The following is a 26528-nucleotide window of genomic DNA, read 5'->3' on the forward strand; positions in this document are numbered from 1 at the left end:
GTAGTTCCTGTTTCACAAGCAGTAAGATTTTGAACTGTTATATCTGGATTATCTGTAACTGTAACTGTAAACGATGCAGTGCTGTAACAATTAGTTGTTCCGGCTTCTGCTCGAATATAGAAAGTTCTAGGAGAAGATGCAACGGTAACAGACGTTGGACTTGTTACTGCATTCACCTCATTTTGAGCATCAGCTAAAGAATTATAGAAGCTAATTACTCCTCCGTCAGGATTAGTCAAAATTGCAGTAGTCAAATCCACTGAAGCGGCACCAGTAGTTCCCGTTTCACAAGCAGTAAGATTTTGAACTGTAACATCAGGATTATCTGTAACTGTAACATCAAACTGAAATGTATCGAAACAATTTGTTTGACCTCTCTCTGCTCGGACATAGAAGGTTCTTGGAGAAGACGCAACAGTAACAGATGTTGGACTTGTTACTGCATTTACTTCATTTTGGGCATCAGCCAAAGTGTTATAAAACGTAATAACTGCAGAATCTGGATTAGTCAAAATTCCATTATTCAAATTTATTGAAGCTGCTCCTGTAGATCCCGTTTCACAACTTGTAATAGGCTGTGTTGTAATTGCCGGAGGTGAACCTATAAATCCAAACAAATAAGGTCCGGCAAAGTCTTTCAACTCACTACCGAAAGCTCCTTCATTAGGTCCACCACCACTACTACGGGTTTTTACCATTAAACTACCCAATATAGAGGAACAGTTATCTGATTCTCCTCTTCTATCTAATCCAAATGCAGTCAGATTAATACCAATCTCAACAAACTGGTATCGGGTATACATATCCACTGCCGTTGGAGTAGTACCTTCCCAAGTATCCCATGGCGGTGCCTGAGTACGGGAATTTTCATAGGTAGAAAAATCATCATTAACCCTACCCCACATATACTGACCAACTGTTTTCGGATTAATAGCTGCATAACCAAAAGTTCCTGAACCTGTTCCTAGTTCAAAAGCCACCGTTTTATCGACATTAAAAGGTCTGCCTGGTTTTGTATTATCATAAGCATCGAAAGTAGCCTGACTCATCCATACTCTGATTCTGATAGAAGGAACATTTCCTCCGTTGATATAATCTACGGATACAATAATGGTTCCCGGAATATCAACAGCTCCTGTAGTAGCATCAAAAGTCCAGGCAGTACGCCCACCGTCATTACCTGTATTCACTATGGCATTCCCAACAAGAGAAGCTGCCGTTCTGAAATACTCAAAATCCAGGTGCTTGTTCCCATTGGTAACCACTAAGGAAGCTGCTGTATAAACGTATAAAGAATCAAATGGTCTGTCATCCTTAGGAAATCCGGGATTCGTTGTTGGATCATGTGGATTTGTCCCTCTCAAATGAGCATATACATCAATGATATCATCTTTTTGAGGAACACTACCTGCAGTTCCAATACTCCAGGTATTGGGATGATCTGAATTTTTATCTCCACTTCCTGCAAAATAAGATGTTTCTGCATTACCTCCCTTCACATAAGTATCCCTTCCGTAAACCGCGTCAATCCATAAATAGTCTGCACCGTTGCTGCTAACCACCGGAAAGGGAATGTTATCAGCCAACCTATTAGGAATAAATTCAGACTGTCTGCGTTGGAAAGCAGTATTTGTCATAGGATTCGGAATAAGATCTGAATACGGATTAGACTTTGGAATTACTTCATCAATGACCCCTTTACCTGTTGCCCCCTTAAACCAGTCGTCAATATTAGTTCCCGGAACAGGAACAATAGGAGCCGGATTGGGTTGAAACTGAAACAAGCCTGAATATACATCTCCGTCAATTCCAAAATTCGCCTTAACTTTAGATGAACCTACATCCTGCCCATATGAATTAGCAGAAAAAAATAAAGACATCACTAAGAGTATGTTGTAATACAGAAACTTTTGAACCACAACATGCTCCCGAAATATCTTTAATAAAATTGTTAGGCAACATTCTATCAAAGTGCAAAAGAAAACTGCTGCACTTTGCATCGTATAAAAAATATTTTTTTTCATGATAATAGTATTTTTATGTCATAATTATATTAAATAGGTACATTAAAGATTTGAGGAGAAACTATCATAAAAAATCGCTTCAATTGTCCATTGAAGTAACCTCTTTTATATAAAATGAATTAGAATAAAAACTATCCGAAGCTCAAAAGTCACAGTGACAATCAAACTATCGAAATACTATTAAAAGTAGGGAATCACAAAATTTTCAAGATTCAGGGAGAAAACTTGTCAAAACGTCAACTCAAAAACATTTTTGTCTGAAATAAAAAACATAAATTTCCTTTATACCACACAAAATACCGTTTAAAAAAACTATTAAAGTCAGGTTTTGAATAGTTATCAAACTTGGGGAAGATAACTGGAAAAGCGAATAATCTTCATAAAATTTCATGAAGTTTACCATCTGAAAAAAGCAAACGTATTATGGGGAGAATACTGATTCTTTTAAAAAGTTAAATCAAAAAGCGTAAATTTTAATTCAAAAAAACTTTAAAAAATTAACACAAAATAAAACGGTAGAAAAACTGAAAACATTAAAAATTAATCTTCAGCAACACAACAAACTTCAAAACACTATTGAAGTACACCAATCCCATAGACAGAGTCGATTATACAACAGCAATCTACTGTATTTTAACAACTTTAATCAAATTTATAAAGGCTATATATTAAATTTCGAAAAAATTAAAGTTTCTCTAATAACAACGAAGTAGCTGTAAGTCCGGGACCAAATGCCATTGCAATAACTTTAGTACCTGATTTAATAGTAGCATCGTTTATAATATTATCTAATATATAGGGTATAGTGGCAGAAGACATATTGCCATGATTACGTAAAACATCATAAGACCAATGCGCCTGATGATCAGAAATCCCTATTTCACTTACTACATAATCAATAATTTTTGGCCCTCCCGGATGAATAGCAAAATACATTTGAGATTTTTCCTTATCTAAATCGACTCCACATTTTTCGCAAAGTGCCATCAAAAAAGATTTAATATTTTTACGAATAAAAACAGGAACTCTTTTAGAAAGTGTCATCAAAAAATTGTATTCTCCTAAATCCCAGGACATATCTTCCAATGAATCTGGTATAATCACTTCATGAGAAGCAATAATTCGCAATCCTTTTTTATCTTTAATGGAATCATCATTCATAAATGAATTTTCTTCATATAAAGAATAGCCTATAAAACCATCCGCAAAAAGGGAACAAATCATGGTGTTTGCCGGAGTAAACTCCGTTAAATTCAAATGAGCCGATAATAATTCGGTATGAACCACATCAGTCCTCCCATTTTCCAAACTGGCAGCAATAAGACTTCTTGCTGTACGAATTGCCGGAAATGCGCCATAACATCCCATATGATACGAATGTGTAACCTGAACACTGCTCCAATTTCTTTCAATTACTGCTTCCTGAGCAACACTTGGAGAAGAATAGCCTGAACAGGTAACATGAATTAAATTTTCGGGTTTAGTTTCATTTTTAGAATAAAATTGATTAAAGACATAACGCATATTTTTTTTGAACCATTCCATTCTAACTTCAATTTTAGGACCGGAAGATTTTCCCTCTTTTACTTCAAATCCTTCAGGAAAATGATAATCCAAAGGTGAAGTAACCTGCATTATATTTTCAATAAAATTTCGTACTCCTTCAAAAATGATTGTTTGTCTTTTATTAATACTTTCTGATGAAATTGAATACTTATCAACTTGATCTGATATATAATCAAAACTGACTAATTCATCTTCCATTTTATTAGAACTTGCAACGCTTTCTAATTTTGTAATATTTTGAAAATGATAATATAAAAATTTGGTGTATTGATTGAGTTTTTCCTGCTCAAATAATTCGCCAACTAAAATTGGATGAAAATTGGAAAGAATAATGCTTTTCATAACCTTAAAATTTAATTTATTATTAAAGTTTTAAGTGAAAACTTCTTTTAAAATAGTATTATTTATCTTTTCCCTCTTTTTCCAATTACTTTAAATCACGTCACTTTTAGATTCAATATCCTATTAAATCTAAATTATTTCCAAACTATAACAGCTAAAAGATAAAATAAAATGCAGCAATATTAATTAGGAAAATATTTTATAAATCCCAAAACGATTTATTTTCACAAAAGCAGTTCATTAGATATTCAAAACGCTTTGAATTTCATATTTCCCATTGGAGTAGCGTAGTTTTATTTCATAAATTACATTAGTTAGGAAGACAAAAAAATCGGATAAAATTATTTAAGAGAAAAAATTATTACAGATTAAAACCATCGCAAATTACTACGTGTAGTATGGCTCGTCGAAGCAGCTAAGACAGCTCTCTTCTTACCAGAACTTTTTGGATAAAAGCCCTATTAAATTATAAATTTAAAAAAACGGTTAAAAAAACAAGTACTTTCAGATGGGGGACAGAAAACTTGCACAAAAAACCTTCATAAAAATGAAGTAACATCCTAAATATAATTGCGATATTATATTTTTAATTAAATATGTTTATAATAAAAAAAAAACACTACGTAATTAAGTTTTTTTTAACACACAATTCAATAGGCAAAACTAGAAGTAAATATGGGGACTTCAAACAGTAAAGCCAACAGTTATAAAGTATTTAGTCGATCACAAGAAACACTACCTTAACTATCAGGCTATCAAAGTTAATTGTATTTAAATTAACACAAAGAAAACTAAATGTTAAAAAAAACTTAAAACAGTTAATCTGTTGTTTTTATCGACGAAATGCATTTCCTGTTAAACAAAAGAGAGAGACATTTTTTAAACCATCAAATCCTTACAAAAAAATAAGCCAAAATGAATTATTTTCATTTTGGCTTACATTTAATTATTTCTTAGAAAATTATTTCAAAGCAACTAAACTTTGCTCAATTGTTGCAATTTTAGCCAAAGCATCTGCTTCTTTTTTACGCTCCATACTGATTACTTTTTCAGGAGCTCCGGCAACAAACTTTTCATTAGATAATTTTGCCTGAACTGATTTCAAAAAGCCTTGTGTATATTTCAACTCCTCTTCTAATTTTTTAATTTCTGCATCTACATCAATATTTCCGGTAATAGGAATAAAATACTCATTCGATTTCACACGGAAAGACAAAGCTCCATCCACTTTTTCCGAAACATATTCAAAATCAGCAATATTCCCTAATTTAGATACAATCGAATCAAAATAAGTAGACAAATTCTCATTATTGATTGCCTTTAATTCAATAGCATCTTTAAATGGAATATTTTTATCCTTACGAATGGTTCTGATTCCCGAAATCACTTCAATCGTATTTTCAAAATCAGCAATTAATTGAGCATCAAAAGGTTTCGTTTCCGGCCAGTTTGAAACAATTAAAGCTTCTTCAGGCGTTCTTTCTGCAATATGTTGCCAAATTTCCTCTGTCAAAAATGGCATAAAAGGATGTAATAATTTTAAATTATTCTCTAACATCTCAATTGCCTTGTCAAAAGTAGTTTTATCAATTGGTTGTTGGTAAGCCGGTTTAATCATTTCCAGAAACCAGGAACAAAAATCATCCCAAACCAATTTATAGATAGCCATTAAAGCATCTGAAATTCTGTATTTTTCAAAATTATCTTCAATATCCAATAAGGTTTGTTGCAACTTCGCTTCGTACCATTCGATAGCTGCTTTTGAAGATTCAGGTTGAGCAATCGTTTCAGAAACTTCCCAGCCTTTAATCAGTTTGAAAGCATTCCAAATTTTATTCGAAAATCCTTTTCCCTGATTACACAATTCTTCATCAAACATGATATCATTTCCTGCCGAAGCACTTAACAACAATCCTACACGAACACCATCGGCTCCAAATTTCTCTATCAATTCTAATGGTTCCGGAGAATTCCCTAATGATTTAGACATCTTACGACGTTGTTTGTCACGAACCAATCCCGTTAAATATACATTTGTAAATGGTTTATCACCAGCATATTCATAACCCGCAATGATCATTCTCGCTACCCAGAAAAACAAAATATCCGGACCTGTCACCAAGTCATTAGTAGGATAATAATATTTAAAATCTTCACTTTCCGGATTCATAATCCCTCCAAAAACAGACATTGGCCACAACCACGAAGAAAACCAGGTATCCAAAGCATCAACATCTTGTTTTAAGTTATCAGTTGTTAGTTGTTGGTTGTTAGTTTTAGCTTGCGCTAATTTCAAAGCTTCTTCGATAGTTTCTGCAACTACAAAATCTTCTTTTCCGTCACCATAATAATAGGCCGGAATTTGTTGTCCCCACCATAATTGACGGGAAATATTCCAATCACGAATATTATTCAACCAATGCGCATAAGTATTATTAAAACGTGATGGATGCAATTTAATATCACCATCTTCTAAAACGGCTTTGATAGCCGGTTTTACCAATTCTTCCATTTTCAGAAACCATTGGTCTGATAATCTTGGTTCAATTACGGCTTTTGTTCTTTCAGAAGTTCCAACTTTATTTAAGTGAATTTCTGTTTTTGCTAAAGCTCCAATTTCCTCAAGTTCTTTTTCAATTTCTTTACGAACTACAAATCGGTCTTTTCCCTGATAGTGTAATCCGAAGCTATTTAAAGTCGCATCTTCATTGAAAATATCAACAATTTCCAGATTGTGTTTTTCACCCAACGTTTTATCGTTCATATCGTGAGCAGGAGTCACTTTCAAACATCCGGTTCCGAATTCTACATCTACATATTCGTCTTCAATAATTGGAATCACACGTCCACAAATAGGAACGATGGCTTTCCTCCCTTTTAAATGAGTGAAACGCTCATCATTTGGATTAATACAAATAGCAGTATCTCCAAAAATAGTTTCCGGACGTGTTGTGGCAACTGTCAAAAAGTCCTCTGAACCTTCTATTTTATATTTTAAGAAAAATAATTTCCCGTTTTGCTCTTCATAAATAACTTCTTCGTCAGACAAAGTAGTTTTAGCTTCCGGATCCCAGTTTACCATTCGGTAACCACGATAAATCAATCCTTTATTGTATAAATCAACAAATGAACGTATTACAGAAGCTGACATGTCAGGATCCATAGTAAACTTAGTACGCTCCCAGTCGCAGGAAGCCCCCAGTTTTTTAAGCTGTTCTAAAATTGTACCTCCGTATTTATCGGTCCATTCCCAGGCGTGTTTTAAAAACTCCTCACGAGTCAAATCGTTTTTATTGATTCCTTCGGCTTTCAATTTAGCAACAACCTTAGCCTCAGTGGCAATAGAAGCGTGATCCGTTCCCGGAACCCAGCAGGCATTAAATCCTTTCAAACGCGCTCTTCTGATTAAAACATCCTGAATAGTATTGTTTAACATATGCCCCATGTGCAAAACTCCGGTAACATTTGGTGGAGGAATTACAATGGTATAAGGGGTTCTATGGTCTGGTTCCGAATGAAAATAATTGTTTTTCATCCAGTAATCATACCATTTTTGCTCTATTGTTTTAGCGTCAAATTGTGCGGGAATTGCCATTTACTAGGTTTGTTTAATCGTTAATTTGTTTAATCGTTATTTGTTATTTGTTAATCGTTTTTGCACCTTTCAGTTAAACGATTAAACAGTTAAACAAATAGACCCAAAAAATTGGTTCGATTTTTGTAATTTAAAATTGGGAACAAAAGTAAATAATAAAGTACACTATAAAAAGGGAAATAAAAATTTGTGTACTAATTAAAACAAAGTATATTTACTTTATATAAAGCCAAAACAATGAAAAAACTAACCGCCATTATAGCCATCTTATTTTTTGGCAGTATTGGATTTGCTCAAAAGGGAGCTAAAATAGAATTCAAAGCCAAAAATAACACTATCGATTTTGGAATAATAAACAAACAAAATGACAACGGTATTCGCTCTTTTGAATACACTAATACAGGCGATGCCCCTTTGATTATTTATTCCATACAATCTACTTCGAGCTGTACCATTTTATCCAAACAAAATGAAACGGTACAACCTGGGAAATCAGGCAAAATTGACATTAAATACAATATGGTTCCCGGACCTATCCGAAAAACAATTACAGTAGAATCCAATGCTATAAATTATGATGAAGGCCGAATTCCGCTTAAAATAAAAGGAGAAGTTGTTTCTCTATAACTATTCAAAATGCTTCTTAAAAACTTAAGAAGCATTTTTTTTACAATACATCTATCAGTTTAAATTTGAAATTAATCAGCTTTCCCTCTCTTTGCACTTTTACTTCTATCCATATTTCATTTTCAGACCATAAAAGTGCATTAATTTCTTGTAACGAAAGATTATAAGCTTCCTTTCCATCAATTGAAACAATCACATCTCCTACCTTTAAACCGCTTTTTTCGGCATTTGAATTTGCTCTTATGTAGCCTATTTCATAAATAGGTTTCAATTCTACTTTGTATTTTAACTTTGAACTGGTATTATCCGATTTCACATCTTCCGAATGCAAAACAAATGAATTATCAGGTACAACTACTAATTGCTTTACTAATTGAACTCCAGTATGCCAAACCTCTATCCCACTTTTATTGTAATAAAACGAATTCTTAAAATATTTGTTCTTCTTTAAAAACAGCCAACCGTTATTGTAATCAAAAACAGTTGTAAAACGTCTCAGTATCTCCCCTCCTATTGACCCCAAACGGTTAGACTGCATACTGATATTCTTTATAGAAGTCGAATCCGGAAAAGCAACTATGGGCGATTTAAACTGAAAATCAGCTATTAAAAACTGATTAATCCTGGCTCTTTTCCCCTCAACAGCTCCGCTTAAACCTTGCCCAAGATAATCCTCAAAATGTTTTTGAGGAACTTCAATTTTATCTGAAAATTGATCAAAAAGCCAAACAGCATCACTATTACCACTATCTACAAGAAGCTTAACATCAACTTCCTCATCATTTATTTTCACAGTCGCATTTACATAAGGTTTACTTCTCTCGATTGAAAGAGGAATTTTTCTAAATTCTTTTTGAATCTTCACATGAAACTTAGAATCCAATTTATGGAAAGAGGCCATTTTTTTACCATAATCAATCTCAACTAAATGATTAGTAAAAGCAGCCGATCCAATAATTCCATTTACTGTTATCCCAACATAATTTGACAAATTAAAAGAGGGATCCAAAATCAAATACAACATATGATTTTTGGATTGCATTTTGTCTATTGTTAACAAATTACCTGAAGACTTAAACCCCTCAACGCCCTGATTATCACCAAGACCCTGGATAGTTATTTTTTGAACATTATTAAGATTAAGTTTTTTAGGATCTTCAAAACCAAATAAAATTGTTTCTTCAACTCCTGAATCCAATAAAAAAAGAAGCTCAACACCATTTACCTGAACAGGAATAAAAGCTAAATTATTAATCAACCTGATGGGAATTTTTACCCTGTCACTTTTAGCATTAACAAATTCAAATCCCTGTTGCGAAAGTGCAGGAATCGCAAAATTAAGAAGAAAAAAAAACAGGATTATTTTTTTCATGAATCACAATTTCCATAAAGTTAGCAAAAATCCTGCTTTTTAGAACGTTTTAACTTCAAATTGTAAAACTATCAATAGCTTAGTTTTAAAAAAAATTGCAAATTTGCATCAAATTTTTATTAAGATGCCTGATATTTCAATTAGAGGAAGAAGAATGCCTGAGTCGCCAATTCGCAAATTGGCTCCATTTGCTGATATAGCTAATAAAAAAGGCCTAAAAGTATATCACTTAAACATAGGTCAACCTGATATAAAAAGTCCCGAAATAGCCATTCAAGCCATCAAAAATATCAACATGGACATTATTGAATATGGTCCATCGGCCGGTTATGAAAGTTACCGCAGAAAATTAGCTCAATTTTACACCAATCAAAATGTAAGAGTTGATTTTGCTGATATCATGATTACTACGGGTGGTTCTGAAGCTTTGTTGTTTGCCTTAGGCAGCATCATGGATCCGGGAGATGAAGTCATCATCCCTGAGCCTTTCTATGCCAATTATCATGCTTTCTCAGAAGAATCAAGTGCTACAGTTATTCCTGTAAATTCAGATTTCGAAGAAGGTTTTACACTACCTTCAATTGAAGCTTTTGAAAAATTGATTACACCAAAAACAAAGGCAATAATCATTTGTAACCCAAGTAATCCAACAGGAAACTTATATTCTGAATCAGAAATTCAACAACTGGGAGAATTAGTAAAAAAACACGATTTGTTTTTAATTGCTGATGAAGTATACAGGGAATTTATCTATGATGAAAAAGACCGTCATTATTCAGTAATGAACCTAATCGGTTTAGAACAAAATGTAATCATGATCGATTCGGTTTCTAAGCGTTACAGTATGTGTGGTGCCCGAATTGGCTGTATGGTAACCAAAAACAAAGAGGTTATCGCTACGGCTATGAAATTTGCACAGGCACGTTTATGCCCTCCAACAATAGAGCAAATTGCCTGCGAAGCTGCTATCGATACTCCAAAAAGTTATTTTGACGAAGTAATCAAAGAATACAAAGACAGAAGAGACACTTTAATAACTGAATTACTTAAAATTGAAGGAGTAAAAGTTACCCCTCCTAAAGCCGCTTTTTATTGCATTGCTGAACTTCCTGTGGACAACACCGAAACTTTTGCACAATGGCTTTTAGAAAGTTATAACTTAAATGGCGAAACAGTAATGGTTGCTCCTGCCGCCGGATTTTACTCGACTCCGGGAATGGGATTAAAACAAGTACGTATTGCTTATGTCCTTAATAAAGAAGACTTAACAAAAGCGGTTCATATATTAAAAGACGCCATAGCAACCTACAATGCCCGATAAAAATCAAAACTTCTTTTAAAAATAAAACCACAAAGACAATAACAAATTTTCAAAGTTATTGTCTTTGTCTTTTTTAATAATACCACAAATAGCATCCACAGAAGCCTGTTTTTTTATCAAAAGCTATAGAAATTCTTTAATTTTTATTAATTATCTTTACAGCCTTAAAAACGAACACCCACTATAATAGTAGTATTTAATGATACAAAATGAAGAAATGCACGACGAAATTGGAGACAATCATATTGGTTCGAGTGCAAAAAATCCTTTGCGAAGCGATGCTTTTGCAATAACGGATGATGAAAAAATTGAAAAAATAAAAAAAGACGTCCATAACATCCTTGAAACCCTGGGAATGGACTTAACTGACGATAGCTTAAAAGGCACTCCTAATCGTGTTGCAAAAATGTTCGTCAAAGAAATTTTTGGAGGATTAAATCCATCCCGAAAACCAAAAGCTTCAACTTTTGAAAACAACTATAAATATGGCGAAATGTTGGTAGAAAAAAACATCATTGTTTATTCTACCTGCGAACACCATCTACTACCTATTATCGGCAGAGCTCACGTAGCTTACATCTCAAATGGTACCGTAATTGGTTTATCCAAAATGAACCGAATTGTAGAATACTATGCAAAAAGACCTCAGGTTCAGGAGCGTCTTACCATGCAAATTGTTCAGGAACTACAACAAGCCTTAGGTACAGAAGATGTTGCCTGTGTTATCGATGCCAAACACCTTTGCGTAAATTCAAGAGGAGTAAGCGATATTGAAAGCAGCACTGTAACTTCTGAATTTGGAGGAAAATTCAAAGAAGAACAATGCAGAAGAGAATTTTTAGACTATATTAAACTAGACACAAAATTCTAATTTAATGTTTAATTGCAGTATGTTTAATCGTTAAATCGAATTAAATATGTACATTTTTTCGTTTGAAAAACTTGATGTTTGGCAAAATTCAAGAGCATTAATTTTGACGATTTATAAATTAGCTGCTAATTTCCCATCAAGTGAGATATATGGCATTACTTCTCAAATAAAAAGAAGCGCATCATCTATCGGAACAAATATTGCTGAAGGAACTTCGAGGAACACCAATAAGGACAAAGCATATTTCCTTACGATTTCATATTCCTCTGCAACAGAAACATTAAATCATTTGATAATTTCAAAAGACCTTGATTATATCACAGAAGAAGAATACCTCCATTGCAGAGAGAATTTAGAAAAAATTTGTAACCAAATCAATAGTCTAAAGAAATACTATTTATCACAAGAATAATATAGAATCATTTATTTCATTCTTAATTGAACAGATAAACGAATCAACAATTAAACGATTAAACAAACATCCTTTATGTCTTCTTACAATACTCAAACACTAAAAATATACAATTCACTTTCCGGAGAAAAAGAAACATTTGTGCCTATAAACGAAGGCAGCATTGGAATGTATGTTTGCGGACCAACAGTTTACAGTAACGTACATCTTGGAAACCTAAGAACATTCATGTCTTTTGATGTAATTTTTAGATATTTCATTCATTTAGGTTACAAAGTAAGATATGTCAGAAACATTACTGATGTTGGTCACATTGTAGACGATGTGGATGAGGGAGAAGACAAAATCGCTAAAAAAGCGCGTTTAGAACAACTGGAACCAATGGAAGTAGTACAGCGTTACACTGTAGATTTCCACGAAATCCTTAAAGCATTCAATTTTTTACCACCAAGTATTGAACCTACAGCGACAGGCCATATTATTGAGCAAATTGAAATTATCAAAAAAATAATTGACTCCGGCATTGGCTATGAAGCCAATGGATCAGTATATTTTGATGTGGTAAAATTTAATGAAAGCAATCATTACGGAAAATTAAGCGGTCGCAACATCGAAGACATGTTAGCCAATACCCGTGATTTAGATGGTCAGTCAGACAAAAGAAATCCTCAGGATTTTGCACTTTGGAAAAAAGCCGAACCGGAACACATTATGCGTTGGCCTTCACCATGGAGTGACGGTTTTCCGGGCTGGCACTTAGAGTGTACTGCTATGAGTACTAAATACCTTGGCAATCATTTTGATATTCATGGAGGCGGAATGGATTTAAAATTCCCTCACCATGAATGTGAGATTGCTCAAAACGAAGCCTGCACGGGTCAAACTCCAGTAAATTATTGGATGCACGCCAACATGCTTACGCTTAACGGTAAAAAAATGGCAAAATCTACTGGAAATAACATTTTACCCAGAGAAATTTTAACCGGTGAAAACACTATTTTAAGCAAAGCTTTCCCTGCTTCAGTTGCACGTTTTTTCATGTTACAGGCGCATTACAGAAGCATTCTTGACTTTTCTGATGAAGCCATTGTAGCAGCCGAAAAAGGATACAAAAGATTCATGGAAGCTATCGATGCTTTAAAACAAATCAAAACGAGTGCAAGCAGCACTTTAGACATCGCAGCATGGAGACAACTTTGCTATGATGCCATGAACGATGATTTCAACACTCCTATTTTGATTGCACATTTATTTGAAGGTGTTCGTTATATCAATTTGCTTAAAGAAAACAAAGAAACGATTAGTGCTTCTGATTTAGAAACTTTAACTACAACTATAAACGCTTTCGTTTTTGATGTTTTAGGCTTAGAAAATCAAAAAGTAACTAACAGTGGTAACGACAAACTGGAAGGAACAATAAACATGTTGATTGACATGCGAAACAAAGCTCGTGCCGACAAAGATTTCGCCATGTCCGACCATATCAGAGACCAACTGCTTGCTTTAGGAATCCAACTTAAAGACAGCAAAGAAGGAACAAGTTTCAGTATTTAGTTTTGATATTTTTTGAAAATATTTTTTTTATGAATCTCAAAACTATTCGATAAATCAATAAAAATGTTTTCAAAAATCATTCTATTTCCGTTTATTTTATTGGTGCGATTTTACCAATTGGTCATCTCACCATTAACTCCGGCTACCTGCCGATTCACACCAAGCTGTTCGGCATATATGATTGAAGCCCTGAAAACCCATGGTTTATTATACGGAGGTTATTTAGGAACAAAAAGAATATTAAGTTGCCATCCCTGGGGAAAAAGCGGTTACGATCCGGTACCAAAGAAAAAAGAGCGCTGTAAACATTAACCTTTAATTAGTACTCATTTTACTTTAAATATTTAATTTTACAACTAAATAAACAATAATTAGATGACACAGGCTTTAAACATTGTATGGAATCCATCCGAAGGTATTGATTTAGGTTTTTTTGTAATTAGATATTACAGCTTAATGTTTGTAATTGCATTTGGATTAGGCTGGTACATTATGAAAAACATTTTCGAACGCGAAAATGAATCTTTAGAAAAATTAGACTCTCTATTTGTATGGAGCGTTCTTGCCACCTTAATTGGAGCCAGACTGGGACATGTCTTCTTTTATGACTGGGAATATTTCAGAAACCATTTATCTGAAATTGTTTTACCATTCAGATTCACTCCTAAATTCGAATTCACAGGTTATCAGGGATTAGCCAGCCACGGTGCTGCCATATCGATTATTGTTGCCATGTACTATTACAGCAAAAATGTATTAAAAAAACCTTTACTATGGATTCTGGATCGTATTGTCATAGCTGTTGCAAGTGGAGCAATCTTTGTTAGATTAGGCAATTTCTTCAATTCCGAAATTGTAGGTAAGGTTACAGACTCTCCATTTGGTATAAGATTCCTTCATGATTACTATAGCAAAGCAGATGCTGTCAATGCAACTCAAATCCCGAATCCAAAAGATGCTTATACCGCAATTGCAACAAATCCAAAATATGCTGATTTACTTGCACAAGTACCTGTAAAACATCCAACACAACTGTACGAAGCATTCTGCTACATCTTTGTTTTTGCAATATTATTTTTCTTGTATTGGAAAACTGAAGCAAGAAAAAAAGCCGGATACCTCTTTGGACTTTTCCTGGTTTTACTCTTCTCTGTCCGAATGGTTGTAGAATCAGTAAAAGAAAGCCAGGGTGGATTTGAAAGCGCCTTAGGACTTCTTTCTACCGGACAATGGTTAAGCATTCCATTTATCCTAATTGGCTTCTATTTTATATTCACTGCCGAAAAACCGATAAAAATATAAATCCCTTTAGCATATAAAAAAATGCCGTCTAACTATTTAGACGGCATTTTTTTTACCTAATAATCTACTAAACTCAATAAATACAAAATACCTTAAAACAAAAAACCATCTAACAAATGTTAGATGGTTTACTTGAGCCGATAGAGGGACTCGAACCCACGACCTGCTGATTACAAATCAGCTGCTCTAGCCAGCTGAGCTACATCGGCGTCATTATTACGAGTGCAAAGATACAGTTGAATTTCAATTTTCCAAAGGAAATCTGCACTTTTTTTCGCTTTTTACAGACTACAATTCGTTGATTTTAGCAATCAATTGATTAGCAACTTGTTCCAATTCTACATTGATTTGTTTGAAGTGTGCTTTTTTATTTTCAACATTCTTAGCATTTACTTTTGTTATCAAATTATCAAAAGCAACAATGGCTTCATCAATAATATTGTTAGTCGCTTCTGTAGGTTTTCCTGAAGTTGAAAGTTCAAATAAGTAAACTGCTTCAATAATATCTCCTAAAACGTAGTTGATGTCTTTCTTTAAATTCTTAACGTTTGCCATTTTATTTAATTTTAATTTGCGTTTGCAAAAATACACATAAACTTTCTATTAGTAACTATGAAATGTAGATTTCTAAAATAGAAGCTTTTCCACTCAAAACAAATGTTTTAATGGCAGCCGGAATCAAAACCGTATCTCCTTTTTTATAGCTGTATTTCACACCATTATAATCCAATTCAAAACTTCCTTCTACACACATATAAACCGTAAAACTTTCTGCTGATTTTTCTACAGAAATCGCTCCATCCAAAGGAACAAAATTAGTTGTAAAATAAGGACAATCAACCACCGGATTAGACTGATTGACTATTTTATCATATTGTTTATAAGTATCTACTTTATCATAATTAATTGCATCCAATGCCAGATCAATATGCAATTCCCTTCCATTACCCTGAGCATCAACTCTGTCAAAATCATAAATACGATAAGTGATATCCGATGTTTGCTGGATTTCCGCCACTACTAAGCCCGCTCCAATTGCATGAACCGTTCCTGTTTCAAGAAAAAACACATCCCCCGATTTTACTTTCACATCATCAAGAATAGAAAGCAAACTTTTGTTCTTCAGATTTTCAACATATTCATCTGCATTTGATTTTTCTTTAAAACCTACAATGATACGGGCATCATCATCTGCCTGCATGATGTACCACATCTCTGTTTTCCCAAAGGAATTATGACGCTCCTTAGCCAAAGCATCATTAGGATGCACCTGAATGGACAAATCTTCACGCGCATCTAAATACTTAAATAACAAAGGAAATTGTTTACCAAATCTTTCGTAGACTGCAGTTCCTAATATTTCATTAGGAGCTTCATCAATAAGTTTCATCAAAGAAATTCCTTTTAATTCCCCATTAGCAACCACACTCACATCTCCTTCCACCGTAGACAATTCCCAACTTTCCCCAACTGTAGAAGATTCAATGGGTTTAGATAAAACTGTTTTTAATTTTTCACCTCCCCAAATTCTGTCTTTCAAAATTGGCTCAAATTGCAATGGATAAATATTCTTCATTTTTTCTTTAGTTTAATTTGTCTTGTTTTTAGTTTGAAACAAATGTAAACAGCTAAGCCGTTTAAAAACAAGTATTTTTTATTCAATTCTATAGATTATTTTATCATTTTTGCCAACATTTTAGAAACATGTCTCATTCCTATCATACTATCGAATATCATTTGGATGACTCCTTTGTCATCAACTAAATAAGTGACTCTGCCCGGAAGTAAACCAAACAATCCAGAAGGAACACCAAAAAGCTTTCGAATAGCATTATCCGAATCAGACAAAAGCCTAAAAGGCAAATTAAATTTTTGAATAAATTCCTGATGTGAAGCCACACCATCAGCACTTATTCCGATTACATCAACACCAAATTTTAGAAATTCAGCGTAATTATCACGAAATCCGCATGCCTGTGCAGTACATTGTGGTGTATTATCTTTAGGATAAAAATAAATTATGACTGCTTTTTTTCCAATAACAGTCCGACTATCAAACAAAACTCCTGTTGCTTCTTTAGCAGTAAAATCGGGGATTGTATCTCCTACTTTAAGTCGCATTACAATCCTTTATAACTAACAAAATTTCGAGGAGTTTCATAAAGAACAACCTCCAACTCAAATTCAGATGCTACACGTTTTCTGATTTTATTCCAAATAACTACTACAATATTCTCAGCAGTAGGATTTAGATTTTCAAATTCAGCCACATCTAGATTCAAATTTTTATGGTCAAAAGCATCTTCTACTTCTTCTTTGATGATATCTGCTAAAATCTTAGCATCCATCACATAGCCTGTTTCCGGATCAATAGCTCCGGTAACACTTACTATTAATTCATAATTATGACCATGAAAATTAGGATTATTACATTTTCCAAAAACAGCATTGTTTTGTTCAAAAGTCCAATCTTTACGATACAAACGATGAGCCGCATTAAAATGTGCTTTTCTACTTATTGTTACTCTCATGATACAATTACTTTTAAAGTTTATGCGCTTCTAAATAATGATAAAATTCGTCAAAAATAATCCTGAACCACACTGTATAATCTTCCGGATTAATCAAAATATCCTCTTTTACTGCATCAATCCCCATCCATTTCCATGATTCCACTTCATCCGGATTGATTATTGGACTTTCATCGTAATACCCAATCATTACATGATCCAGCTCATGCTCAGTCAAACCATTATCAAAAGGTGCTTTGTATATAAAATGAAACAACTCTTTCAGGTTTGTCTGAAATCCCATTTCCTCCATCAGCCTTCTGTTTCCGGCCTGAAGATTAGTTTCACCTTCACGCTGGTGACTACAACAGGTATTAGTCCACAACAATGGGGAATGGTATTTATGATGTGCACGCTGTTGCAACATCAATTCATTTTTATTGTTCAATACAAAAACCGAAAAAGCACGGTGTAATACCGCTTTTTCATGAGCTTCTAATTTTGGCATTAGCCCTATTTGCTCATCTTTTTCATTAACCAGTATTACGTTTTCTTCTGTCATATTTTTTTATAGCCAGACAAAAATACAAAAAAGATAAGGAAAGATACCCGCTTTAACGTTCTGTTTCGAATTATATACCCAAAACTCAAATTTGGTATAAAACTCAAAAAAACATGAACTCAATTCAGCACAGACTGATTGGTCATAAAAAACCAATCAGGTTATTTTTTCGTAAATAAAAACATAAAACAATTTATAAATAGCTGTTAAAATGCAGACTAAGTAAAATCAAAAACCTATTTGAATCCTATCTTTGTATAAGATTACTTTATCCAAAAAGCTATCAACGTCTAAAAAACAATGCAAAATGAAAACGAATCCTTTTATAAACCTGCTGTTTTTATTGCCCTTATTTATTTTTACCGCTTGCGGACAAACCAAACCCTCTCCGGAATATCAAAAGCAAACAACAACAAATACTATTAACAAACCAGGAAACCCCTATTATTCTAATACTGACACCACAAAACTCAACCTGAGTGATGCCGAGTGGAAAAAAGTACTCCCTGAAGATGTGTATCTGGTAATGCGACATGCAGAAACCGAAAGAGCATTTACCGGAAAATATTGGAATACGGACGAAAAAGGAACTTACTACTGTGCTGCCTGTGGCAATCTGTTATTCCGTTCTACTGCTAAATTTTCCAGTAGTTGCGGTTGGCCTAGCTTTTTTGAACAGGAAAACAAAAAAAGTATTATTTTCAAAAATGATTTCTCCTACAACATGGAGCGTATCGAAGCAATTTGCGGCAGATGCGGCGGACACTTAGGCCATCTTTTTGACGATGGTCCTGCCCCTACAGGAAAAAGATATTGCATGAATTCTATTGCACTTGATTTCATCCCTGACAATAACACACAACAAAATGACATCCCTCAAAAATAACAGTATGAAACAATCATTTTTAATCATCCTTCTGATTTCACTAAGCGCTTTCAGTCAAAAAAAACCCGCTAAAGAAAACACTAATCTGGAAACAATCACACTCGGAGGCGGTTGTTACTGGTGCATTGAGGCTATTTTCGAAAACCTGGATGGAGTAAAAACAGTTACCTCAGGATTTTCAGGAGGAACAACTAAAAATCCAAGCTACGATGAAGTTTGCAGTGGAAAAACAGGACATGCTGAAGTAGTACAAATCACTTATGACAAAACCAAAACCAATTTGGATGAAATCCTAAAAGTATTTTTTACAGTTCATGATCCAACCACTTTAAATCGTCAGGGAGCCGATGTAGGAACACAATACCGTTCGGTAATTTTTTACAACAATGAATCGCAACGAAAAACAGCTCTGGAAATCATTAACGAATTAAACAAAAATAAAGTTTACAACAATCCAATCGTTACCAAAGTAGAGCCGTTTAAAAACTTCTACGAAGCTGAAGATTACCACCAGGATTATTACGCCTACAATAAAAACAAACCTTATTGTCGATTAGTAATCCAGCCTAAATTAGAAAAATTTGAAAAGGTTTTTAAAGACCGATTGAAAAAGAAATAACAGACTCAAAACCTCGATTAAGAAATTATTCGAGGTTTTTTATTTAAAGATTCACCAATCATCAAAGCGCATTTTTCACCATCAATTGCCGCCGAAATAATTCCGCCTGCATAACCTGCTCCTTCTCCGCAAGGATACAATCCTTTAATTTGCAAATGCTCTAATGTCATTCCATCTCTCGGAATTCGGACTGGTGATGAAGTTCTGGACTCAGGCGCATGAAGAATCGCCTCATTTGTCAGATAGCCTTTCATAGATTTCCCAAAAGCAGTAAATCCTTCACGCATTATTTGCGTTAGAAAGGCCGGAAAAACCTGTCCTAATTCTACGGAAGTGGTCCCCGGAACATAAGATGTTTTAGGAATTTCTTTCGAAACTTTAGACTGCGTAAAATCAATCATTCTTTGGGCTGGCACCTTTTGAGTTTCACCCGCCAAATGCCAGGCTTTTTGCTCGATACTTTTCTGAAATTCCATTCCGGCTAAGGCTCCAAATTTAGCAAATGGCTTAAAATCTTCTAATTTTAACTCAACCACAATTCCGGAATTGGCCGTAGCCTGATCACGTTTGGAAGGTGACCAACCATTTGTTACCACTTCCCCCGGACTTGTCGCACAAGGCGCAATAACCCCTCCTGGACACATACAAAACGAATACATTCCTCTTCCGCCTACTTGCTTTACAATGCTATAAGGAGCCGGTGGCAATAATTCTCCCCGAAAATCGCAGCTATACTGAATACTGTCAATTAAAGATTGCGGATGCTCGGCACGAACCCCTAAAGCAAAAGGCTTAGCCTCAATCAATATTTTTTTTCTGTCTAATAATTCAAAAATATCTCTGGCAGAATGTCCGGTAGCTAAAATCAACTTATTCGCTAAAATTTTATCCCCGTTATGAACCACTACACCTTCTACTTCGTTATTTTTCACCAAAATATCAGTCACACGAGTTTCAAACAAAACCTGACCGCCACATTCTTTGATTTTTTCTCGAATATCTTCTATAATCTTTGGTAATTTATTAGTCCCAATATGCGGATGCGCATCAACCAAAATATCAGGAGTAGCCCCAAAAGCAACCAATAATTCTAAAATTCTATTGACATCACCCCTTTTCTTAGAACGGGTATATAATTTCCCATCAGAATAAGTTCCTGCTCCACCTTCGCCAAAACAATAATTAGAATCTTCATCAACTACATGGTCACGGTTTATTGCTTTTAAATCACGACGGCGACCGCGAACATCTTTTCCTCTTTCAATTACTATAGGCTTTAAACCCAACTCAATCAATTGTAAAGCTGCAAAAAGTCCTGCCGGACCAGCACCCACGACAATTACTTCCTGCGCATTGGCTACATTCGGATAATCTGGTAGTTGCAGTACATTTTCCTGATAAGATTCTCCTTTTAAATAAATAAGTACTTTCAAATTGATTTTTATCGCTTTTTGGCGCGCATCAATAGAACGTTTTAAAACAACAACATGCTGAATTTCATTAGAAGCAACTTTTATCTGTTTAGACAAATAGTCTTTAAGCAAAAAATCATTTGCTGCAATTTCGGGAGTTACCTGAAGTAAAAGTTCTTTTGGCATGATATCTTATTTATTCTAATTAGCTTTTCTTTCTATGAAAAGAAGTTGCAAAAATAACATTTTCAAAACAGACTTTGTAACTTTGACACTTCAAAACTTACACCTATAAAATAATGTCCAGAAAAATAAAATTGATATGGGATTTTCGCGGACCTGCTTCCGCAAAAACAGCGGAACATCACGAAATCCACCTGAAAGAATACATCGTCATTGAAAAACTTCCTTTAAACATTACCGGATTTGAAATCTATGACGAAATGTACGCTATCGCCTTTATGGTAGTAACTGATGAAAATATGATTCAGGTACGTGATGCCCTAAAACCACATCGCGGAGAACTCTATATTGATTAGAATGCAGATTTCAATGACAGGAAAGCAGAAGACAAAAAAAAGATTTCAGATTTTAGTTTTACAACCTCCTCTGAAATCTTTATTCTTTTTTCTTTTTTCTATATTCTTAATTCGCTACTTCACTAATAAATTTGATTCGCATTAAACGCAATTCATCAATATCATAATCACCATCAAATTCTTTTAAGGCTTCTTCAATTTTATCAGTTTTAGAATCCATAAAATAATCATGGATTTCTTCCTGCTGATCTTCATCCAGCATATCATCAATCCAATATTTAATATTCAGCTTTGTTCCGGAATAGACAATTTGCTCCATCTCTTTAATCAAAGCATCCATAGTCAATCCTTTTGCTTTAGCAATATCGTCTAGAGGTAATTTTCTGTCTATATTTTGAATAATATACAATTTATTAGCCGAATTGGTTCCCGTAGACTTCACCACCAAATCATCCGGTCTGATAATATCATTATCTTCTACGTACCTATTAATTAGAGCAACAAATTCAGCTCCGTATTTTTTAGCCTTTCCTTCACCAACACCATGGATATTAATTAATTCAGTCTGAGAAATTGGATACTTCAAAGCCATATCTTCCAGTGAAGGCTCCTGAAAAACCACAAAAGGCGGAACACCCAGTTTTTTAGCCACTTTTTTACGCAAATCTCGCAGCATTTCCATCAAGGCCTCATCAGCTGTACCTCCGGACTTAGATGCAGCTACTACCGTTTCATCATCAGCCTCACTGTATTCATGATCTTCTGACATCATAAAAGATTCAGGCTTAGCAATAAAATCCAAACCTTTTTGAGTAATTTTCACTATACCGTAGGTTTCAATATCTTTTGACAAATAACCTTCTACTAAAACCTGCCTCAATAAAGCCATCCAGTATTTCTCATCATGCCCTGAACCACAACCAAAAAACGATTGGGCATCCGTACGATGTGCTTTGATAACCGCATTAACACGACCTATTAGTGTAAAAACAATTTCTTTAGACTTATACAAATGCTTGGTATCTCTAACTACTTCCAATAATTTGACCACTTCATTTTTAGCCTCAACTTTCGTCTTCGGATTCCTAACATTGTCGTCCATATCAGCTCCTTCTCCGGTCTCACTGTCGAATTCCTCACCAAAATAATGTAATAAAAATTTACGTCTGGACATGGAGGTTTCTGCATAAGCCACTACTTCCTGCAACAAAGCAAAACCTATTTCCTGTTCTGCAACCGGTTTCCCCGACATGAATTTTTCTAATTTTTCCACATCTTTATACGAATAGTAAGCAAGACAATGTCCCTCTCCACCATCACGACCGGCACGTCCTGTTTCCTGATAATAACTCTCCAGAGATTTAGGAATATCATGATGAATCACAAAACGCACATCCGGTTTGTCAATCCCCATTCCGAAAGCAATGGTTGCCACTACCACTTCTACATCTTCCATCAAAAACATATCCTGATGCTTGGCTCTGGTTTTTGCATCCAATCCTGCATGATAAGGAACAGCACTAATACCATTCACCTTTAAAACCTCAGCAATAGCCTCAACTTTTTTACGACTCAAACAATAAATAACTCCTGACTTACCTTTGTGTTGACGAATAAAACGAATAATATCTGATTCAACATTTTTCGTTTTAGTACGTACTTCATAAAACAAATTAGGTCTGTTGAACGATGCTTTGAAAGTAACCGCATTAGCCATATCTAAATTTTTCAGGATATCTTCCTGAACTTTTGGAGTAGCTGTAGCTGTTAACCCGATAACCGGCACATCACCTATTTGCTTAATAATATTTTTTAGATTTCTGTATTCCGGTCTAAAATCATGCCCCCATTCTGAAATACAATGTGCCTCATCAATAGCAACAAAAGAAATAGGAACACTCCTTAAAAAACTGACATTTTCTTCTTTAGTCAAAGACTCCGGAGCAACATATAATAACTTAGTTAAACCTGAAGTAATATCCTTTTTAACCTGAGCAGTTTCTGTTTTAGTAAGAGAGGAATTTAAAACATGGGCAATGCCATTCTCTGAAGACAAACTCCTTATTGCATCAACCTGATTTTTCATCAAAGCAATTAATGGAGAAACAACCACCGCAGTCCCTTCCTGAATTAAAGCAGGCAGCTGATAACACAAAGACTTCCCTCCTCCTGTAGGCATTATCACAAATGTATTTTGCTTTTTCATCAAGCTCGTAATCACCTGCTCTTGTAATCCCTTAAATTGACTAAAGCCAAAATATTTCTTTAATTCTTTATGGATATCAATTTCGTTTGAATTCATTCTTTATTATCTGGTATTTTGTATAAATTTGCATCACATAAAGATACAAATTTCTTTTACACACACAAACTTTAAACATTCTGTTTTGATATCCAAGGAAAATATATTGGCTATTGCCAAAAAAACCATATTATCTGAAAGTGAAGCAATTACAAAATTGACTGATTATTTAGATGAAAACTTTTCAAAAGCTGTAGAAATTATCTTTCAATCAAAAGGTCGTTTAGTCGTTACGGGGATTGGAAAAAGCGCAATCATCGGTCAAAAAATGGTTGCCACTTTTAACTCCACCGGAACCCCTTCAATGTTCCTGCACGCAGCCGAAGCCATTCATGGTGACTTAGGAATGATACAAAAAGAAGATATCATTATTTGCATCTCCAAAAGCGGGAACAGCCCGGAAATCAAAGCACTGATTCCCTTATTAAAAAGAGATGGAAATCCGTTAATAGGAATTAGCGGAAATAACAACTCAGCACTTGCTAAAGGTTCGGACTATGTTCTAAACACCACTGTTGACATGGAAGCCTGCCCAATCAATCTGGCACCAACTAACAGCACAACAGCACAACTGGTAATGGGAGATGCTTTAGCCGTTTGTTTAATGGAAATGCGTGATTTTAAACCTGAAGACTTTGCCAAATACCATCCGGGTGGCGCTCTGGGTAAAAAACTATTGCTCAAAGTAAAAGACTTAATCGAACACAATCAAAAACCAATTGTCACCCCTGACACTCCTGTCAAAAAGGTTATTTTTGAAATTTCTGAAAAAAGATTAGGTGTAACAGCTGTAATCGAAAACAACAAGGTAGTAGGTATTATTACCGATGGTGATATCCGAAGAATGTTGAACAACCGCGACAGCTTTACCGATTTGACAGCTAAAGACATCATGTCCAAAAATCCAAAATTTACTCAATCAAACACTATGGCGATTGATGCTTTGCAAATTTTGGAAAACCATTCGATCACACAACTAATTGTTGTTGACAATGATGAATACAAAGGAGTTTTACATTTACACGACATACTAAAAGAAGGAATCCTATAATGGCAAAAAAAAATACAAACGAAATGTCGTTTTTAGACCATCTTGAAGACCTGAGATGGTTATTAGTTAGAAGCACAATCGCAGTAATCATAATGGCTTTTGTTGCTTATCTTTTTAGTGATTATTTATTTGACACCATTATTTTTGGCCCTACAAGAGCCAGCTTTTTCACCTATGTCTATTTTTGTGAATTATCACACTCTTTGGGTTTTGCCGAAAGCATTTGCATTACCGAAATGCCATTCATTATTCAAAACACAGAAATGGAGGGGCAGGTAAATGTATTTATATGGATGTGTGTGCTTTTTGGATTCGTACTCAGTTTCCCTTATATTTTATGGGAAGTATGGAAATTCATCAGTCCGGCACTGTATCACAATGAAAAAAAGAATGCCAAAATATTCATCTTTTTTTCGTCTTTATTATTCTTTTTAGGAGTTATATTTGGTTATTACGTAGTGATTCCAATGTCGGTAAATTTCGTAGCTACTTTTACCATTAGCCCTACGGTACTCAATCAATTTACCCTGGATTCTTATATTGGAATGGTAAAAACCTCTATCATAGCAAGTGGATTATTCTTCGAATTACCTATCATCATTTATTTCCTGAGCAAACTGGGACTTGTAACTCCTAATTTCTTAAGAAAATACAGAAAATACGCCATTGTCATTGTATTAATCATTGCAGCGATTGTAACCCCTCCGGATGTTGTGAGTCAAACTATCGTTGCCATCCCAATGCTTTTAATATACGAAGCAAGTATTTTCATTTCTGTTTTTGTTTCCAAAAAAGAAATTGAAAAAGAATAATAAATTGTTAATGTCACTATTTGTTTATCCGGTTATTCGTTAATTTGCCGAACAATCCAATAACCAAATATTCAAACAACCGAATACACAATGATTTTAAGAGCCGACAATTTAGTTAAAACATACAAAGGAAGAAGTGTCGTAAAAGGCATTTCGGTTGAAGTAAATCAAGGAGAAATCGTTGGTTTATTAGGTCCTAACGGAGCCGGAAAAACCACTTCTTTCTACATGATTGTTGGATTAGTAAAACCAAATGCCGGAACTATCTATCTCGACGACACAGATATTACGCATTTTCCAATGTACAAAAGAGCACAACAGGGAATTGGTTATTTAGCACAGGAAGCTTCTGTTTTTAGAAAATTAAGCATAGAAGACAACATCCTAAGTGTTTTACAACTGACCAACCTTTCAAAAGAAGCACAAATAGCTAAGATGGAAAGCTTAATTGCCGAATTTAGTTTGGAACACATTCGAACCAATCGTGGCGATTTATTATCCGGAGGAGAACGTCGTAGAACTGAAATTGCACGCTGTCTGGCTACCGACCCAAAATTTATCCTGCTTGACGAGCCTTTTGCAGGAGTTGACCCTGTGGCTGTTGAAGATATTCAAAGAATTGTTGCCCAATTAAAAAATAAAAATATCGGGATTTTAATTACCGACCATAACGTTCAGGAAACACTGGCTATTACCGACAAAACCTACCTTATGTTTGAAGGAGGAATTCTAAAAGCCGGAAAACCCGAAGAACTTGTGGAAGATGAAATGGTTCGAAGAGTTTATTTAGGACAAAATTTCGAATTAAGAAAGAAGAAACTGGAATTCTAGATTTCAGAAAGCAGTCAG

At 34.5% G+C, this 26528-nt stretch carries 24 protein-coding genes and 1 tRNA gene; 13 read left to right on the forward strand and 12 right to left on the reverse strand.

Annotated features, from left to right (window positions below):
- The 3 genes from BLR17_RS10845 to BLR17_RS10855 all read right to left on the reverse strand — a co-directional run.
- On the reverse strand, nt 1–2024 hold a 2024-nt coding region (locus BLR17_RS10845), incomplete at its 3' end, for a hypothetical protein (RefSeq protein WP_217635900.1).
- 684 nt (nt 2025–2708) lie between these two features.
- Nucleotides 2709–3932 (reverse strand): 3-oxoacyl-[acyl-carrier-protein] synthase III C-terminal domain-containing protein, encoded by a 1224-nt coding sequence (locus tag BLR17_RS10850; protein WP_066329194.1) that lies wholly within the window; start codon nt 3930–3932, stop codon nt 2709–2711.
- A gap of 961 nt (nt 3933–4893) precedes the next feature.
- Nucleotides 4894–7527, reverse strand: coding sequence for a valine--tRNA ligase (locus BLR17_RS10855; protein ID WP_066329196.1), 2634 nt, complete (start codon nt 7525–7527; stop codon nt 4894–4896).
- A 237-nt stretch (nt 7528–7764) separates the two neighbouring features.
- Here BLR17_RS10855 and BLR17_RS10860 point away from each other — a divergent pair, with 237 nt between their 5' ends.
- Entirely contained in the window at nt 7765–8154 is a 390-nt protein-coding gene (locus BLR17_RS10860) for a DUF1573 domain-containing protein (RefSeq protein WP_066329199.1), read from the forward strand.
- A 40-nt stretch (nt 8155–8194) separates the two neighbouring features.
- Here BLR17_RS10860 and BLR17_RS10865 read toward each other — a convergent pair whose 3' ends face one another.
- The gene (locus tag BLR17_RS10865; RefSeq protein WP_066329201.1) at nt 8195–9526 is read right to left on the reverse strand and encodes an aspartyl protease family protein; all 1332 of its coding nucleotides are present in this window, start codon (nt 9524–9526) and stop codon (nt 8195–8197) included.
- Nucleotides 9527–9650: 124 nt separating this feature from the next.
- On the opposite strand from BLR17_RS10865, the gene BLR17_RS10870 reads away from it, so the two are divergent.
- The 6 genes from BLR17_RS10870 to lgt all read left to right on the forward strand — a co-directional run bounded on the left by BLR17_RS10870 (nt 9651) and on the right by lgt (nt 14986).
- Nucleotides 9651–10847, forward strand: coding sequence for a pyridoxal phosphate-dependent aminotransferase (locus tag BLR17_RS10870; protein WP_066329202.1), 1197 nt, complete (start codon nt 9651–9653; stop codon nt 10845–10847).
- Nucleotides 10848–11046: 199 nt separating this feature from the next.
- Nucleotides 11047–11718, forward strand: a complete 672-nt coding sequence (gene folE / locus BLR17_RS10875; RefSeq protein WP_066329203.1) for a GTP cyclohydrolase I FolE — start codon at nt 11047–11049, stop codon at nt 11716–11718.
- Between the two features lie 46 nt (nt 11719–11764).
- Nucleotides 11765–12130, forward strand: a complete 366-nt coding sequence (locus tag BLR17_RS10880; protein ID WP_066329205.1) for a four helix bundle protein — start codon at nt 11765–11767, stop codon at nt 12128–12130.
- A gap of 75 nt (nt 12131–12205) precedes the next feature.
- Nucleotides 12206–13684: a cysteine--tRNA ligase gene (cysS, locus tag BLR17_RS10885; protein WP_066329207.1), complete on the forward strand. Its 1479-nt coding sequence runs from the start codon at nt 12206–12208 to the stop codon at nt 13682–13684.
- A gap of 63 nt (nt 13685–13747) precedes the next feature.
- A complete protein-coding gene (gene yidD / locus BLR17_RS10890; protein ID WP_066329209.1) occupies nt 13748–13996 on the forward strand; it encodes a membrane protein insertion efficiency factor YidD in 249 nt (82 codons plus the stop codon).
- A gap of 63 nt (nt 13997–14059) precedes the next feature.
- Nucleotides 14060–14986 carry a prolipoprotein diacylglyceryl transferase gene (gene lgt / locus BLR17_RS10895; protein ID WP_066329211.1) on the forward strand — a complete coding sequence of 309 codons (927 nt, stop codon included), beginning with the start codon at nt 14060–14062 and terminating at the stop codon, nt 14984–14986.
- A gap of 135 nt (nt 14987–15121) precedes the next feature.
- On the opposite strand, the gene BLR17_RS10900 is transcribed toward lgt, so the two are convergent.
- From BLR17_RS10900 to idi, 6 genes are all read right to left on the reverse strand, one after another.
- Nucleotides 15122–15195, reverse strand: a tRNA-Thr gene (locus BLR17_RS10900).
- Between the two features lie 79 nt (nt 15196–15274).
- The gene (locus BLR17_RS10905) at nt 15275–15541 is read right to left on the reverse strand and encodes a hypothetical protein (protein WP_066329212.1); all 267 of its coding nucleotides are present in this window, start codon (nt 15539–15541) and stop codon (nt 15275–15277) included.
- Between the two features lie 55 nt (nt 15542–15596).
- Nucleotides 15597–16562: a type I phosphomannose isomerase catalytic subunit gene (locus BLR17_RS10910; protein WP_066329213.1), complete on the reverse strand. Its 966-nt coding sequence runs from the start codon at nt 16560–16562 to the stop codon at nt 15597–15599.
- 95 nt (nt 16563–16657) lie between these two features.
- Nucleotides 16658–17107 carry a peroxiredoxin gene (locus tag BLR17_RS10915; protein ID WP_066329214.1) on the reverse strand — a complete coding sequence of 150 codons (450 nt, stop codon included), beginning with the start codon at nt 17105–17107 and terminating at the stop codon, nt 16658–16660.
- On the reverse strand, nt 17107–17517 hold the full coding sequence (locus BLR17_RS10920) for a 6-pyruvoyl trahydropterin synthase family protein (protein WP_066329215.1): 411 nt from the start codon (nt 17515–17517) through the stop codon (nt 17107–17109). The genes BLR17_RS10915 and BLR17_RS10920 overlap by 1 nt, the downstream gene beginning before the upstream one ends.
- Before the next feature lie 13 nt (nt 17518–17530).
- Nucleotides 17531–18058, reverse strand: coding sequence for an isopentenyl-diphosphate Delta-isomerase (gene idi / locus BLR17_RS10925; protein ID WP_066329217.1), 528 nt, complete (start codon nt 18056–18058; stop codon nt 17531–17533).
- 307 nt (nt 18059–18365) lie between these two features.
- Here idi and msrB point away from each other — a divergent pair, with 307 nt between their 5' ends.
- Both msrB and msrA read left to right on the forward strand, forming a co-directional pair.
- Entirely contained in the window at nt 18366–18944 is a 579-nt protein-coding gene (gene msrB, locus BLR17_RS10930) for a peptide-methionine (R)-S-oxide reductase MsrB (protein WP_066329218.1), read from the forward strand.
- A 4-nt stretch (nt 18945–18948) separates the two neighbouring features.
- Nucleotides 18949–19563, forward strand: coding sequence for a peptide-methionine (S)-S-oxide reductase MsrA (gene msrA / locus BLR17_RS10935; RefSeq protein WP_066329535.1), 615 nt, complete (start codon nt 18949–18951; stop codon nt 19561–19563).
- A 17-nt stretch (nt 19564–19580) separates the two neighbouring features.
- Here the strand turns inward: msrA and BLR17_RS10940 are convergent, their stop codons facing one another.
- The gene (locus BLR17_RS10940; protein WP_066329219.1) at nt 19581–21161 is read right to left on the reverse strand and encodes an NAD(P)/FAD-dependent oxidoreductase; all 1581 of its coding nucleotides are present in this window, start codon (nt 21159–21161) and stop codon (nt 19581–19583) included.
- Nucleotides 21162–21274: 113 nt separating this feature from the next.
- Here BLR17_RS10940 and BLR17_RS10945 point away from each other — a divergent pair, with 113 nt between their 5' ends.
- Nucleotides 21275–21514, forward strand: a complete 240-nt coding sequence (locus BLR17_RS10945; protein ID WP_066329220.1) for a hypothetical protein — start codon at nt 21275–21277, stop codon at nt 21512–21514.
- Between the two features lie 106 nt (nt 21515–21620).
- On the opposite strand, the gene BLR17_RS10950 is transcribed toward BLR17_RS10945, so the two are convergent.
- A complete protein-coding gene (locus tag BLR17_RS10950) occupies nt 21621–23816 on the reverse strand; it encodes a RecQ family ATP-dependent DNA helicase (protein WP_066329222.1) in 2196 nt (731 codons plus the stop codon).
- Nucleotides 23817–23901: 85 nt separating this feature from the next.
- Between BLR17_RS10950 and BLR17_RS10955 the strand changes: the two genes are divergently transcribed.
- The 3 genes from BLR17_RS10955 (at nt 23902) to lptB (ending at nt 26510) form a co-directional block, all read left to right on the forward strand.
- A complete protein-coding gene (locus BLR17_RS10955) occupies nt 23902–24867 on the forward strand; it encodes a KpsF/GutQ family sugar-phosphate isomerase (protein ID WP_066329224.1) in 966 nt (321 codons plus the stop codon).
- Nucleotides 24867–25679 carry a twin-arginine translocase subunit TatC gene (tatC, locus tag BLR17_RS10960; protein ID WP_066329225.1) on the forward strand — a complete coding sequence of 271 codons (813 nt, stop codon included), beginning with the start codon at nt 24867–24869 and terminating at the stop codon, nt 25677–25679. The genes BLR17_RS10955 and tatC overlap by 1 nt, the downstream gene beginning before the upstream one ends.
- 90 nt (nt 25680–25769) lie before the next feature.
- On the forward strand, nt 25770–26510 hold the full coding sequence (gene lptB / locus BLR17_RS10965; protein WP_066329226.1) for an LPS export ABC transporter ATP-binding protein: 741 nt from the start codon (nt 25770–25772) through the stop codon (nt 26508–26510).
- The last annotated feature ends 18 nt before the right edge of the window (nt 26511–26528 follow it).

This window comes from Flavobacterium glycines, from assembly GCF_900100165.1.
Classification (GTDB): domain Bacteria; phylum Bacteroidota; class Bacteroidia; order Flavobacteriales; family Flavobacteriaceae; genus Flavobacterium; species Flavobacterium glycines.